Origin of the sequence: Arthrobacter sp. LjRoot78 (assembly GCF_964254335.1) — a bacterium.
Lineage (GTDB): Bacteria > Actinomycetota > Actinomycetes > Actinomycetales > Micrococcaceae > Arthrobacter.
On record NZ_CAXUTG020000001.1, the window covers coordinates 1513132 to 1527348 of the forward strand.

The 14217-nt window shown below is 66.3% G+C and carries 12 protein-coding genes and 3 tRNA genes; 12 read left to right on the forward strand and 3 right to left on the reverse strand.

Annotated elements, in window-relative coordinates; translation table 11 throughout:
- Window positions 1–224: 224 nt before the first annotated feature.
- The 7 genes from ACSQ1X_RS06925 to ACSQ1X_RS06955 all read left to right on the forward strand — a co-directional run bounded on the left by ACSQ1X_RS06925 (window position 225) and on the right by ACSQ1X_RS06955 (window position 7999).
- Complete coding sequence (locus tag ACSQ1X_RS06925; RefSeq protein WP_436057156.1) at window positions 225–1598, forward strand: FAD-binding oxidoreductase; 1374 nt, start codon at window positions 225–227, stop codon at window positions 1596–1598.
- Window positions 1599–1624: 26 nt separating this feature from the next.
- Entirely contained in the window at window positions 1625–3133 is a 1509-nt protein-coding gene (locus ACSQ1X_RS06930) for a YibE/F family protein (RefSeq protein WP_436057157.1), read from the forward strand.
- Between the two features lie 96 nt (window positions 3134–3229).
- Entirely contained in the window at window positions 3230–4411 is a 1182-nt protein-coding gene (gene dusB, locus ACSQ1X_RS06935; RefSeq protein WP_055798606.1) for a tRNA dihydrouridine synthase DusB, read from the forward strand.
- Entirely contained in the window at window positions 4404–5693 is a 1290-nt protein-coding gene (locus ACSQ1X_RS06940) for a deoxyguanosinetriphosphate triphosphohydrolase (protein ID WP_436057158.1), read from the forward strand. Before dusB ends, ACSQ1X_RS06940 begins: the two co-directional genes overlap by 8 nt.
- A 16-nt stretch (window positions 5694–5709) precedes the next feature.
- A complete protein-coding gene (gene dnaG / locus ACSQ1X_RS06945) occupies window positions 5710–7659 on the forward strand; it encodes a DNA primase (protein WP_436057159.1) in 1950 nt (649 codons plus the stop codon).
- Between the two features lie 68 nt (window positions 7660–7727).
- Window positions 7728–7800: transfer RNA gene (locus ACSQ1X_RS06950), tRNA-Asn, on the forward strand.
- A gap of 126 nt (window positions 7801–7926) precedes the next feature.
- Window positions 7927–7999: transfer RNA gene (locus ACSQ1X_RS06955), tRNA-Asn, on the forward strand.
- 70 nt (window positions 8000–8069) lie between these two features.
- Here the strand turns inward: ACSQ1X_RS06955 and ACSQ1X_RS06960 are convergent.
- The 3 genes from ACSQ1X_RS06960 to ACSQ1X_RS06970 form a co-directional block, all read right to left on the reverse strand.
- Window positions 8070–8483 carry a hypothetical protein gene (locus ACSQ1X_RS06960; RefSeq protein WP_028272120.1) on the reverse strand — a complete coding sequence of 138 codons (414 nt, stop codon included), beginning with the start codon at window positions 8481–8483 and terminating at the stop codon, window positions 8070–8072.
- 89 nt (window positions 8484–8572) lie between these two features.
- Window positions 8573–8752, reverse strand: a complete 180-nt coding sequence (locus tag ACSQ1X_RS06965; RefSeq protein WP_028272121.1) for a hypothetical protein — start codon at window positions 8750–8752, stop codon at window positions 8573–8575.
- A 67-nt stretch (window positions 8753–8819) separates the two neighbouring features.
- The gene (locus ACSQ1X_RS06970) at window positions 8820–10043 is read right to left on the reverse strand and encodes a multidrug effflux MFS transporter (protein WP_436057160.1); all 1224 of its coding nucleotides are present in this window, start codon (window positions 10041–10043) and stop codon (window positions 8820–8822) included.
- 184 nt (window positions 10044–10227) lie between these two features.
- On the opposite strand from ACSQ1X_RS06970, the gene ACSQ1X_RS06975 reads away from it, so the two are divergent.
- The 5 genes from ACSQ1X_RS06975 (at window position 10228) to ACSQ1X_RS06995 (ending at window position 14180) form a co-directional block, all read left to right on the forward strand.
- Window positions 10228–11085: a phage holin family protein gene (locus ACSQ1X_RS06975; protein WP_436057161.1), complete on the forward strand. Its 858-nt coding sequence runs from the start codon at window positions 10228–10230 to the stop codon at window positions 11083–11085.
- Window positions 11086–11136: 51 nt separating this feature from the next.
- Window positions 11137–11760: a CDP-alcohol phosphatidyltransferase family protein gene (locus ACSQ1X_RS06980; protein ID WP_436057162.1), complete on the forward strand. Its 624-nt coding sequence runs from the start codon at window positions 11137–11139 to the stop codon at window positions 11758–11760.
- Window positions 11760–12665 (forward strand): DMT family transporter, encoded by a 906-nt coding sequence (locus ACSQ1X_RS06985; protein WP_436057163.1) that lies wholly within the window; start codon window positions 11760–11762, stop codon window positions 12663–12665. The genes ACSQ1X_RS06980 and ACSQ1X_RS06985 overlap by 1 nt, the downstream gene beginning before the upstream one ends.
- 108 nt (window positions 12666–12773) lie before the next feature.
- On the forward strand, window positions 12774–13970 hold the full coding sequence (locus tag ACSQ1X_RS06990) for a glycosyltransferase (RefSeq protein ID WP_055798587.1): 1197 nt from the start codon (window positions 12774–12776) through the stop codon (window positions 13968–13970).
- A gap of 136 nt (window positions 13971–14106) precedes the next feature.
- Window positions 14107–14180, forward strand: a tRNA-Ile gene (locus tag ACSQ1X_RS06995).
- The last annotated feature ends 37 nt before the right edge of the window (window positions 14181–14217 follow it).

Here is a 14217-nt window from a genome sequence, read left to right on the forward strand (position 1 = left end):
TACATTTATAAACCCAAGGGTCCCGGCAATACGTCCAACCGGCCCTTCCCGGATCACAATGGGCATTCGGAGCCGCCGGGCCAGAAGATTGTGCGTGCTCCTAAAATCCCTTGACGGCGCCCGCTCAGAGGAGTAGGCCGGACGCGTAAGCTCCGGTCGTTAGCCCGATGGGAGGCGAAGTGGGCGGCCGGATCCGAGGTCGAAGAGGATCGGCGGTACTGGAAATGAACGCAACATCGTTCGATGCCCTGCGGGAACAGGTTCGCGGGCAAGTGATCACAGCGGATGATGCGGACTACGACGCTGCCCGCGCCGTCCACAACGGAATGATTGACAAGCGGCCCGCTGCCGTCGTGCGGGTGTCCCAGGTGGCGGACGTCATCGCTGCCGTCAACCATGCCAGGGACAACGGCATGCCCGTCGCCATCCGGGGCGGCGGCCACAGCGGGCCCGGGTTTGGCACGGCGGACGATGCAGTGGTCGTCGACTTTTCCGCCACCCGGGGGGTCCGTGTTGATCCGGCCGGCAAAACGGCCAGGACCGAGGCCGGCGCAACGTGGGCCGACTTCAACCACGCCACGCATGCCTTCGGGCTGGCGACCACCGGCGGCATCGTCGGTTCGACCGGTGTTTCGGGGCTGACCCTCGGCGGAGGCATTGGCTACCTTGACCGGAAATACGGCCTCAGCTGCGACAACCTCCTCTCTGCCGACGTCGTCACCGCGGACGGAAAGTTCCTCACCGCCAGCGAAACCGAGAACGAAGATCTTTTCTGGGCGCTGCGCGGCGGCGGCGGGAACTTCGGCGTCGTGACGTCGCTCGAATTCCGCCTGCATCCCGTGGATATGGTCCACGCCGGCATCATCATCTACCCGCTGGAGCACGCCGAAACCGTCGCGAAGTTCTACCGCGAGAACGTGGCGGCAGCCCCGCGGGAGTTCGGTGCCTTCCTCGCGTTCCACCAGGGGCCGCCGGTTCCGTTCCTTCCCGAGGAGTGGCATGGCAAGCCCGTCTGCATTGTCGTGGGTATGTGGACCGGGGATCCGGCCGAAGGACCGGCCCGCTGGCAGCCGTTCCTCGACGCCGCGCCGGTGGCGGGGTCCATGGTGGGGCCGATGCCCTACCCGGCCCTGAATTCGGCCTTCGACGGGATGTATCCCAAGGGGCTGCTCGCCTACTGGAAGGCGGCCTTCCTGACGGAACTCAACGACGGCGCCATCAACGCCCACTTGGAGTACGGGAAGCGGGTGCCCAGCGTACAGACCGCAGTGCACATCTACCCGATCGACGGCGCCGTACACGATGTGGGAATTGCGGACACGGCCTTCCCCAACCGGAATGCCAGGTTCTCCCCGGTAATTGCGTGCCACTGGGCGGATCCCGCGGAAAGCGCGGCGAACATCGCCTGGGTGCGGGACTTCGCGGCGGCGCTTCAGCCCTACTCTGAGACTGCGGGCTACATCAATTTCATGGACGGCGATGACACGTCCCGGGTCGCGGAAAACTACGGACCCAATTACGGCCGCTTGCAGGAAATTAAGGGCAAGTACGATCCCGGGAACCTGTTCCGTGTCAACCAGAACATCCAGCCCCAGTAAAGTGCAGGCATGAGGTTTTACTGCTGATGGGTGCCGGACACTCCCACGGTCACACAGATCATTCGGAGCCAACACCCGGGGCTCTCGCTGCCCGTAAACGGGCCAACTGGCTTCTCGCGGCGGTCTTGATTCCGCTGACGCTCCTGACCCTGGCGGCCATGGTCATGATGTGGCCGTCCGGGAACAAGGAGGACCTGAAGCTGGCCAGCCCGTACGCGGCAGCCCCGGGCGTGACGTTCGACACCGGCAAGATCCAGCGGGTGGTGGTGGAAAGCTGCATCCAGGGAAGCGCCGGCCAAAACGCCACCGCGCAGCCAGGCACGGGCCAGGATGCCGCCCAGCAGGGGAGCGAGTGCACCTTCGCCTTTACCGAGCCGGACAAGGGCGGCAACCCGGTCAAGGTGGTGATCAACCCGGACGTGGTGAAGTCCCACGGCGTCAAGGTGGGTGACGACATCCGGTACCTGAACCTGTCCAACGCGCAGGGCGCATCCGCCGGCCAGGGCGGCGCGCCCGCCTATATCTTCGTGGACTTCGTTCGCACCCTGCCGATCATCCTGCTGGCCGTCCTCTACGCGGTGGTGGTGATCGCCGTGGCGCGCTGGCGCGGTCTGCGGGCGCTGATCGGCCTCGTGGGAGCCTACGGGGTGCTGGTGACGTTCATGCTGCCCGGGCTGGTGGAAGGGAAGCCACCCCTGCTGCTGGCCCTGGTGGGTTCCACTGTGATCATGATCGGCGTTCTCTACTTCGCCCACGGCTTCTCGGCCCGCACCTCCACGGCGTTGCTGGGCACCATGTTCGGCCTGGGCATCACGGCGCTCCTGGCTGCCTGGGCCACGGACGCGGCAAACCTGGCGGGCGTGGGCAGCCATGACGCCGCCACGCTCGCGAACATCTCGGACAACATCTCCATTTCCGGCATCATCCTGTGCGGGCTGATCATTTCCGGACTTGGCGTGCTGAACGACGTCACCATCACCCAGTCTTCCGCGGTCTGGGAACTGTATGAACTCGCGCCGGAGACAAGCGCCCGCCAGCTCTTCTCCGCAGCCATGCGGATCGGCCGCGACCACATCGCGTCCACTGTCTACACCATTGCGTTCGCCTACGCTGGCGCCGCGCTGCCCATCCTGATCATCGTGATGCTGTACGACCGTCCGCTCGGCGAGGCGCTGACCAGCGCGGAACTGTCCGAGGAAGTCATCCGGACGCTCGTCGGTTCCGTAGGGCTGGTGCTGGCGATCCCCGTCACCACGCTGATCGCGGTGCTCGTGGTCAAGGCCACCGGGATCAGGCAGGCCGCCGTCCCGGAAACGGGCGGCAGCGGCTCCGGCACCACCGCTTCCGGCAGCATCCCTTCCCGCCGTGCATCCGTAACGCCCGACGACGTCGGGGACACCGGCGCGCTCGCGGCGGCAGCGGAGTTCTCCCGCGGCGGCCGGACGCGCGCAGCCGGCACCCCTGCCTCCCGTGAACCCGCGCGGGAACCCGTGCCCGGCAGCCGGCGTGCACGGCGGGCCGCGGAAGGGGAGTAGCAGGGGACAGGCCCGCGGTTGAACCCTTTTCCGGCCGCAGGCTCGCCGATTTAACCGGCTGGAGGCCGATTTGCCCGGCTTTGAGACAATGAACGGGTGACTGTTGTAGCAACGCCTCCCGCCCCCAAGCTGGAACTCCCGCCCCTGAAGCTGGGCCCCATCACGGTGGACACCCCTGTGATCCTGGCTCCCATGGCGGGCATCACCAACTCCGCGTTTCGTCGCTTGTGCCGTGAGTACGGCGGCGGCATGTATGTGGCGGAGATGGTTACTTCGCGTGCCCTCGTGGAGCGCACCCCTGAATCCCTGCGGATCATCTCCCATGACCCCGACGAAAAAGTGCGGTCCGTCCAGCTCTACGGCGTGGACCCCGTAACGGTCGGCCAGGCTGTCCGGATGCTCGTCGAGGAGGACCGTGCGGACCACATCGACCTCAACTTCGGCTGCCCCGTGCCCAAGGTGACCCGGCGCGGCGGCGGCTCAGCCCTGCCGTGGAAGATCGACCTCTTTACCTCCATCGTGCAGACCGCGGTGAAGGAGGCCTCCAAGGGCGGCGTCCCGCTGACCATCAAGATGCGCAAGGGCATCGACGAGGATCACCTGACGTACCTTGACGCCGGCCGGATTGCACGCGATTCCGGCGTCGCCGCCGTCGCGCTCCACGGCCGCACCGCGTCCCAGTTCTACTCCGGCCAGGCCGACTGGTCCGCCATCGCCCGGCTGCGCGAAGCGCTGCCGGACATTCCGGTGCTGGGCAACGGTGATATCTGGTCCGCTGAGGACGCGGTCCGCATGGTCCGCGAGACCGGCGTGGACGGCGTGGTGGTGGGCCGCGGCTGCCAGGGACGCCCGTGGCTGTTCGGCGACCTGCAGGCCGCGTTCGAAGGCAGCGACAAACGCCACAAGCCCAACCTGCGGCAAGTGGCCGAAGGTGTGTACCGGCATGCGGAGCTCATGGTCGAAACCTTCGGCAACGATGAAGGCAAGGCACTCCGCGAGATCCGCAAGCACATGGCCTGGTACTTCAAGGGTTATGTCGTGGGCGGCGAACTGCGGACGCGGCTGGCCCTGGTGACCAGCCTGCAGGTCCTGCGCGAAACGCTGGCCGAGCTGGACCAGGACTCTCCGTACCCCGGCGTTGATGCGGAGGGGCCGCGCGGACGTGCCGGTTCCCCGAAGAAGCCCGCGCTGCCGAAGGACTGGCTGGTCAGCCGGCAGATGGATGCCGACCAGACGCGCGACATCGCTGCTGCGGAACTGGACGTCTCAGGTGGCTGAAACACGGACCACCGCGCCCGTGCTGCCAGGCTACGAGGCCCACGACTCCGCCCGCTGGGTGGAGGAACCGCCCAAAACCACCTACCGCTCCGACTTCGAACGGGACCGGGCACGGGTCCTGCACTCGTCCGCGCTGCGCCGGCTCGGCGCCAAGACCCAAGTGGTTGCCCCGGACACTGACGACTTCGTCCGGACCCGGTTGACGCACAGCCTGGAAGTGGCCCAGGTGGGCCGCGAACTGGGCCGGGCACTGGGCTGCGACCCGGACGTCGTGGACACCGCCTGCCTCAGCCACGACCTCGGCCACCCGCCCTTCGGGCACAACGGTGAATCCGCCCTGAACGAGATGGCGCACGGCATCGGCGGCTTTGAGGGCAACGCCCAGACCCTCCGGCTGCTGACCCGGCTGGAGCCCAAAGTCCTGGCCGCGGACGGAACCCCGGCCGGTCTGAACCTGACACGCGCCAGCCTGGACGCCGCCGCGAAGTACCCGTGGTCGGCGCTGAACGCCCCGGTGATCCACGGCCAGCGCACCAGCAAGTTCGGCGCCTACGAGGACGACCTTCCCATCTTCGACTGGATCCGCCAGGGCGCGCCGGAGCGCCGGTCATGCCTCGAGGCGCAGGTGATGGACCTCGCCGACGACATTTCCTACTCGGTCCACGACGTGGAGGACGCCATCGTCGCGGGCCACTTCCAGCTTCGCTGGATGGACAACCCGGACCACCGCGCCCGCGTGGTGGGATACGCCAAGCAGTGGTACCTGCCGCACAACGATCCCGCTGCCATCGACGCCGCCCTGGCCCGGCTCGAGGCCACCGACGTGTGGGTGCGCGAAGCCGACGGCAGCCGCAAGGCGATGGCCGCGCTGAAGAACATGACCAGCCAGCTGATCGGCAGGTTCTGCCAGAGCGCCCTGGAGACCACGCGGGCCGTCTACGGGCCCGAGGACCTCACCCGGTACAACGCCGAGCTGATGGTGCCGGACGAAACCGTGATGGAAATCGCAGTCATGAAGGGCCTGGCCACCACCTTCGTGATGACCACCGAGCACCGCCAGCCCATTTACGAACGCCAGCGCGAGGTCCTGCATGCCCTGGTGACGGCGCTGAACGCCACCGGAGACCGCCACCTGGAGCCGATGTTCGCTGCTGACTGGAGGGACGCGCCCGACGACGGCGCCCGACTTCGCGTCGTCGTCGACCAGGTCGCCTCGCTCACCGACGGTTCCGCGCTGGCCATGTACGAGCGTTTGGTGGGCAGCCTGCCGTCGCTTTGGTAAGGACTAGGATGGCTCTGTGGCCGGGCTGATTAAACGCGAAGATATTGACGAAGTACGCCAGCGCACGGACATCAAGGAAGTCGTCGACGGCTACGTGACGCTCAAGGGCGCCGGGCTGGGATCGTTCAAGGGCCTGTGCCCCTTCCACGACGAACGCTCGCCGTCGTTCACTGTCCGCCCCCAGGTGGGCAGATACCACTGCTTCGGCTGTGGAGAAGACGGCGACGTCATCTCCTTCGTCCAGAAACTGGACCACACCTCGTTCCATGAGGCCGTGGAAAAGCTGGCCGCCCGGATCGGCTTCGAACTGCGCTACGAAGATGGCGGCACGGGCCCCAACCGCGAGGAAGTGGGCAAGCGACAGCGCCTCCTGGACGCCCATAAAGTGGCTGACGAGTTCTTCCGCGCCCAGCTGCTGACCCCCGGCGCCGCAGAGGGCCGCAACTTCCTCCATGGCCGCGGCTTCGACCGCGCCGCCTCCGAACAGTTCGGCGTAGGCTACGCCCCGCAGGGCTGGGACGCGCTGCTCAAGCACCTCCGCGGCCGCGGCTATACCGATGCCGAGCTGAAACTCACGGGCATGTTCTCGGAAGGCAACCGGGGGATCTACGACCGCTTCCGCGGCCGCCTGATCTGGCCCATCCGCGACATCGCCGGTGACACCATCGGCTTCGGCGCCCGGAAGCTCTACGAGGACGACCAAGGCCCGAAGTACCTCAATACACCGGAAACCACGCTCTACAAGAAATCCCAGGTGCTCTACGGCATCGACCTCGCCAAACGGAACATCGCCAAGGATCGGCAGCTGGTGGTGGTGGAGGGTTACACCGACGTCATGGCCTGCCACCTGTCCGGAATTACGACGGCGGTGGCCACCTGCGGCACCGCGTTCGGCGCTGACCACATCAAGATCGCCCGGCGGTTGCTGTCCGACGACGGCACCGGGGGAGAGGTCATCTTCACGTTCGACGGCGACGCCGCCGGCCAGAAGGCTGCCCTCCGCGCCTTCGAGGAGGACCAGAGATTCGTCGCGCAGACCTACGTCGCGGTGGAACCCACCGGCGCGGACCCGTGCGACCTGCGGCAGTCCCGGGGTGACTCAGCGGTGCGTGACCTGATCAGCAGCCGCCGTCCGCTGTTCGAATTCGCCATCAGGGCCACGCTGAAGCGGCACAACCTGGACACGGTGGAAGGCCGGATTGCCGCTCTCCGGGAGTCCGCCCCGGTGGTGGCCCAGATCCGGGACGCGGGCATCCGCCCCGGCTACGCCCGCGAGCTGTCAGGCTGGCTCGGCATGCCGGTGGAAGAAGTCAGCCGCGCAGTGGCGGTTGCCGCCAAGCGTGCCGCTCAGGGCGAAGCGCCAGCCGGCAACAGCGGGGGACCGCAGCGTGCCGGAACCGGGCCGTCCGGCGGGCAGCACGGACGCCCCGCGCAAGGCACGGCGCCGGGCATTGCCGAGCTGCCGGCGTCGGGCGTGGTGCCGTCCTTCAACAGGCCGGACCCCCGGGACCCCGTGGCATCCATGGAGCGGCAAGCGCTGGAGGTGGCGCTTCAGGAGCCCTCCATGCTTGCTGGCGGGACCTGGGACCGGTTCAGTGCGGCGGGGTTCAAGACGCCCGCGTACCAGGCCGTCCACGACGCCATGCGCGCCTCCGGGCCGGGGCTGACCGGCGATCCGGTGCGTTGGGTGGAGCAGGTGATGAACGAGGTGCCGGAGCCACTCCGTCCGCTGGTCTCCGAGCTTGCGGTGGTGCCGCTGCCGGCGAGCAACGCCGAAGGCGTGCTCAGGTACTGCCGTGACATCCTGGCCCGGCTGTTCGAGCTGCAGATCACGCGGGTCAAGGCGGACAAGATGGGGCAGCTGCAGAGGCTGGATGCCTCGGCCCATCCGGAGGAGTTCCAGCGGCTGAACCGGGAACTGATGGTGCTGGAAATGGAGCGCCGTTCGCTGCGTTCCGATGCCTAGCTGCCGCTCGACCCCGTTTCCCGATTTCACTTCCTGACGGGGGCTTGCTAGGCTAGTACCCGCTTCATTCCTCCTTAGCTCAATTGGCAGAGCATTCGACTGTTAATCGAAGGGTTGCTGGTTCAAGTCCAGCAGGAGGAGCGCGCAGTCCCCGTTCCGGGTCACCGGGGCGGGGACTTTTTTATACCCTGGCGGGGTATTTGGCAGCGCCGTGGGAGCCGATTTCACATTGGGGCAAAACCTTTGCTAATGTCATACCTGCTTCATTCCTCCTTAGCTCAATTGGCAGAGCATTCGACTGTTAATCGAAGGGTTGCTGGTTCAAGTCCAGCAGGAGGAGCGGATTGGCCCCGTGGCCGGCGAACAGCCGGGTACGGGGCCTTTTTTATGCCAGCAGGTCAGCCGGAAAGTCAGACGAAGTCCATCTCCACCTGCAGGAAGCGCTCCGCCTCTGCGATGGCGGCCCGGAACGCCTCGTCCTCGGTGGGTGACTTCCGCGGCTCGCGCGGGTGCCATTCGTGCGGCGCTGAATGCACCCTGGTGAATCCGCTGTTCGGCGGGGCGTAGAAGATGCCAAACCGCTGCACAGGCCATTCAGGGGACGTCTCAGGGGCCACCAGGAGCGCGGCGTTGAACGCCGGGTTGAACCACTGGGCGATGGGGCGGCGCCGGTCCTCAGTGAAGAGCCCGGCGGCGTACAGCGCTGCCGACTGCGGGCTTGTCTGCGAGCACAGCCGTTCCCACCACAGGGGCAGGATGCCGGCGTCGTCGCAGCGCTGCCACGTGGCCGGAAGGGGCGGATGATGCTTCTGCCAATCGGGCACAGAACAACTTTATCGCGTGGGCATTTGCCGGAACAGGGCCACTAAGCCCGTGCCCTGCCTCTGGAAGCGATTGCCTGTTGGGGCGTTCGTCAGGGCCGGTTCCAGGGGCCGGGGTTGACCCGGAAGAGCAGCGCGGAGCCAGCGATCGCCCCCAGGATGATGCCCATTGCCGGGTTCCCCATCGCCCGCCCGGCGAAGTAACCGGCGACGCCGCCAATCACCGCGCCGAGGAACAATCCCCTGCGGTTACGGTGCGGTCTCTTGGCCATGGGTCCAGCCTATCGGGATGGGTTCGGGGCCCTGTTGGACGAATGGTGCCCAGTGGATGGAGCGAGCTCAGTGGATCGAAGGCACGGTGCGCGGGCGCACCACCAGCCACAGGGCAGCTGCTGCCAGCAGGATGCTCGTGGCCTGGACTCCGCCCATAACTGTCGCCGAGATGTCGCCGAACCAGCCCACCACGGGGGACACGATGCCGGCCATCATGAAGGTTGCCGCTCCCAGCAGGGACGCCGCGGTTCCGGCCTGGGCCCCGTGCTTGGAGAGTGCCAGGACCTGGACGCAGGGGAACGTAAAGCCGGTGCCGAGGATGTAGAACCAGAGCGGCACCATCACGCCCCAGAGCCCGAAGCCGAGCTGGTCGAAAATAACGATCAGCACGGCCATGACGAACATCCAGGCGGTGGAACAGGCCAGGATCCATTGCGGCGGGACGCGCCGGATCACCCGGGAGCTGGTCTGCACCCCGGCCACGATGCCCAGCGAATTGATGCCGAAGAGCAGGCCGTACTGTTGCGGCGTGAACCCGTACACATCCTGGAACAGGAACGGCGACGCGGACAGGTAGGCGAAGAGGCCGGCGAAGTTCATGCCGCCCAGCAGCAGCAGGCCCACGAAGATCCGGTCCGAAAAGAGCAGCTTATAGCGCTGGCCCGCCGTCAGGCCCGACCTGCCCCGGAGTTCGCGGGGGAGCGTTTCGCGCACCAGGAGGATGGCGGCAATGATCACCAGCGTGCCGTAGCCGGCCAGGAAGTAGAAGATGCCCGGCCAGGGCATGATCAGCAGCAGCTGGGAGCCAATCACGGGCGCCAGGATCGGAGCCAGGCCGTTGACCAGCGCCATCCGGGAAAACATCCGCACCATGGCGTACCCGGTGAAGAGGTCCCGCACCATGGCCATGGCCACCACGCCGCCGCCGGCTGCGCCGATGCCCATCAGCACCCGGAAGAGGCCCAGCGTGGCAAGGTCCGTGGACAGCGCCGCGCCGAGCGAGGCGGTGATGTGCAGCGCAGTGGCAAGGATGAGCGGGAGCCTCCGGCCGAACTTGTCGCTCAGCGGCCCCACCACCAGCTGTCCCAGGGCGAAGCCGATGGTTGTACCGGTCAGCGTGAGCTGGACTTCCGCCTCGGACACCCCAAGGCTCGCCTCCAGTGCCGGAAATGCAGGCAGGTAGAGGTCGATCGTGAAAGGGCCCAGTGCCGTAAGGGCGCCGAGGAGGAGGATGTACAGAAGTTTCCGCTTGCGGCTCAGGGAGTCGCCCGGATTGGCAGGAATGCTCACAGGGACCAATCCTATGGCCCTTGGATCATACTTTTACAGCGTTGGAGGGCGCGCCACGGGTTATTACCCGAAGGAGGTGCCGAAGCTGAATGATAGTTTTGACAACGGGGAGTGTGTGAAGCCGCGCAGGCCCCCGGAATCCACCGGAATCCGAATCAAAGATGGAACCAGTTAGGCGGGATCGATGAGCGGACGACACAGCGGCCGGGCAACAGGCGGACTGAGTATTGCGGCGCTGCCCAAAACTCTGAGGCTAGTTGCCAAGCTGGCACCACGCCAGCTCAACGACGAAATCGCCCTCGCGAAGATCGAGATCAAGCGCAAGGGCATCCAGGTCGGGGTGGCTGCAGCGTTCTTCGCCGTCGCGGTGGTGTTCCTCGCCTTCCTCGTCACCGGACTCATCGTGGCCGCCATCATGGGGCTCGCCACCATCATGCCCGCCTGGCTGGCAGCCCTCCTGGTGTGCGCCGTGTTCCTGGTCATCGCCCTCATCGGCGGCCTGATCGGCATGCGTAAATTCAAGAAGGCCATGCCGCTGGTGCCCGAGGACACGATCCGCGGACTCAAACACGATCTCGGCATCGTCAAGGAAGGCTCGGAGTTCAACCCGGCCGTACTTGATCCGAGCTCCGAAGAGGCCAAGGCTGCCAAGGCCGCCAAGGAAGCGAAGGCAGCCAAGGAGAAGGCGGAGAAACAAGCCAAGGAAGCGGCAAAGCCGGACCTTGGTCCCGCCCCCACGGAAGCTGAACTGAAGAGCCGCCTGGACAAGCGCCGCCGGCACCTCACGGGCGTCCGCGACGAGCTCGGCGAGGAGCTTGACGTCAAGACGCAGGCCCAGCTCCTGCTGGGTGCCGCCGAAGCGCAGCTGAAGGCCGGCAAGGAACGCGCGGGCCACCAGGCTGAATCCCTCAGCCGCTCTGCCTCCAGCCTCCTGAACCGCGCCGGCGAGAGCCCGGTTGGAACCCGATGGAAGCCGCTGGCCGCCCTGGTCGCGTCGGCCGCCGTCCTCGTCGTCCTCCTCCGCAAGCTCCTCAAGGGCTAGGACTTACCGGCACTACCCAGGTAGCCGTAGCGGAAGGGAAGGAGGTGGGGGATGAAGTTCATTAACGCAGGTGCGCGTCCGGGCCAGCGGCACGTAGACAGTGACGCCGTCTTCACCATCCCCAACATCCTGACGGTCGTCCGCTTCATGGGTGTGCCCCTCTTCATCTGGCTGGTCCTGGGGCAAAAGGAGTATGCCCTCGCCACGATTGTGCTGGTGGTCATGGGCAGCACGGACTGGGTGGACGGGTACATCGCCCGCCGCTTCAACCAGACATCCAGGCTGGGCCGGATCATGGATCCGATCGCCGACCGTATGGCGCTCATTGCCGTGGCCGTCACCCTGGTGATCGCCGGCGTCGTGGAATGGTGGTACCTGACTGCCCTGGTGGTTCCGGACGCCATCCTGATGGCCGTTTCGCTGTACTACTTCCACAGCCACCCCGACCTCCCGGTCAGCCGGATCGGAAAGATCCGCACAGCGCTCCTCCTCGTGGGCACCCCGTTGCTGGTGCTTGCCAAGCTTCCCATCCCGCTGACGGACGTCTACTTCGTGGCGGCCTGGATCTTCCTCGGCCTGGGACTGCTCGGCCACTGGGTGGCCGGTTACAACTATTTCCGGGCCATCATCCGTAAGGGCCGGCTCAAGCTCTCGAACGACGGCGGACGCGGCTGATGGTGTGGCTCGCCGTCTTCCTGGCGGTGCTGGGCGCGTTTTGCCTGGCCATCGGCGCGCAGCGCCAGGGCAGCGCCGTCAAGGCGGACACCGGCGGCCTTGCGCTCAGTTCGCACGGCCTCCTGCGGCTGATCCGCAATCCGCGGTGGGTGTTCGGTCTGTTGCTGCTGTGCGCAGGCATGGCGATGAACGCCGTCGCCCTCGTGTCGGCGCCGCTGACGGTGGTGCAGCCAATCGGGGCCATCGCCCTGGTGATCACCACTATCGTCAATGCCAAAGACCAGGGTCTGAGCATCAACCGGGCCACCGTGGTGGCCATCTCGGCGTGCGTCACCGGCTCGGCCATCTTCGTCCTGCTGGCGGTGAACGTGACCCAGGAAAACCATCATGTAAGTTTCGACGACGAACTCACCATTGTGCTTCTGCTCACCCTTGCGGTGGGCCTCTTCGGCACGCTGGCGCTGGTGTTCAAGCACCGGATGAGCGCCTTCATCTACATCCTCGGGGCCGGAGTGCTATTCGGTTTCGTGGCGGTGCTGACCCGCATCATCGGCAAGCACCTGCTCGACCCGAACGGGCTGGCCCTGCTCAACGTGCAGTGGTATTCGGTGGTGGCGATCGCCGCAGCGGGCGGGCTGGGTTCATGGTTTGTCCAGTCGGCGTACTCCGGCGGGCCGCCGGATCTTGTCATCGCCGGGCTGACCGTCATCGACCCCATTGTCGGGATCGCCATCGGCATTGCCATCCTCGGAGAACTCCGCCCCGATGTCCACGCCGTGCTGGCGATTGCCATGGGGGCGGCCGCTTCGCTTGCTATCGTGGGGGTAATCGCCCTCTCGCGGCACCATCCCGAAGTGACCAAGCGCAAGAAGGACGCGCGCAAGGCCGCAGGGCGGGTGTCATAGGGCGGGTAATACCCAGACTTCACCAGAAGTCCCGGCGCTACTGCGCCGAGGGCCAGCCGGCCGCCACAGCCACCGCTGACCGCACCGTGACCACCAGGAGCTCTCCACGTGACCATGCCCGACAGCCAGCAACCACTCACCATCCTGATTGCTGCGGACACCTACCCGCCCCACGTCAACGGAGCCGCACAATTCGGATACCGCCTGGCCAAGGGCATGACGGCACGGGGACACGACGTCCACGTGCTCGCGTGCCGGCCGGACAAGGGCAAGAGCTTCACCGAGTTCCGCGCGGAGGGTACCGTGCACCGGATCCGCTCGCACTCAGTGCCGACGCACGAGTACTTCCGCATCACGTTTCCCTGGGAGATCAAGAAGGAGATCAGCCTCCTGTTTGACCGCGTCAAGCCGGACGTCGTGCACATCCAGAGCCACTACATGATCGGTGAGCACGTGCTCTACGAAGCCGAGCGGCGCGGAGTTCGGATCGTGGCCACCAACCACTTCATGCCGGAGAACCTGAACCCCTTCCTGCCGTTTCCGCAGTGGTTCAAAGACATCGTGGGACGCATCTCCTGGAAGGACATGGGCAAGGTCATGGGCCGGGCCGACGTCGTCACCACGCCAACGCCGCTGGCCGCCAAGGCCATGCACCAGCACGCCTTCCTGCGCAAGGTCCTGCCGCTCTCCAACGGCATAGACTCGGCCGCTTATGAACTCCGGGAGGGCGAGGTGATGGAGCGCCACCCGCACCCCACCGTGCTGTTCGCGGGCCGCCTTGCGGAGGAGAAGCACGTCAACGTCCTGATCGATGCCGTGGCGAAGACTCCCGCTGAGTTGAACGTCCACCTGGAGATCGTCGGCGGAGGCGAGGTCCGCGCCGCCCTGGAAGCCCAGGTGGCACGGCTCGGACTGGAATCGCGGGTGAAGTTCCTGGGCCTGGCCAGCGACGCCGAACTGCGCGAGGCATACATCAAGGCAGACCTGTTCTGCATGCCGGGAACAGCCGAGCTCCAGTCCCTGGTCACGCTGGAGGCCATGTCCGCATCAACACCGGTGCTGTTGGCGGACGCCATGGCGCTGCCGCACCTGGTGCGAGACGGTGAGAACGGCTACCTCTTCACGCCAAACGACAGCGACGACCTCGCCGCCAAGATCACCAGGGTGCTGGAGCTCCCCGCCGAGGATCTTGCGGCAATGGGCAAGGCCAGCCGCTGCATGGTTGAGCCGCACAGCATCCAAGGAACCCTTCAGACGTTTGAGGACCTCTACCGCGGCGCCACCTACGACGACAAAGTGGTGTAGTCCCCGGATGCGTCATCCCGGTGCGCCGCCGGTCGCCGGAGTGCAGGTGCGCAAATCAGGCCGCTACTATTGCTAGAGTGTTTTTGCCCCGGAACTGCGGAGGCTCCCCGCGGAGCCGCCAGTCCGCGGGGCGCACGGGGCTATAGCTCAGCTGGTTAGAGCGCGGGACTCATAATCCTAAGGTCCTCGGTTCAAGTCCGAGTAGCCCTACGAAAAGGTCCAGCCGCCGGCACTGCCGGAGCAGGGA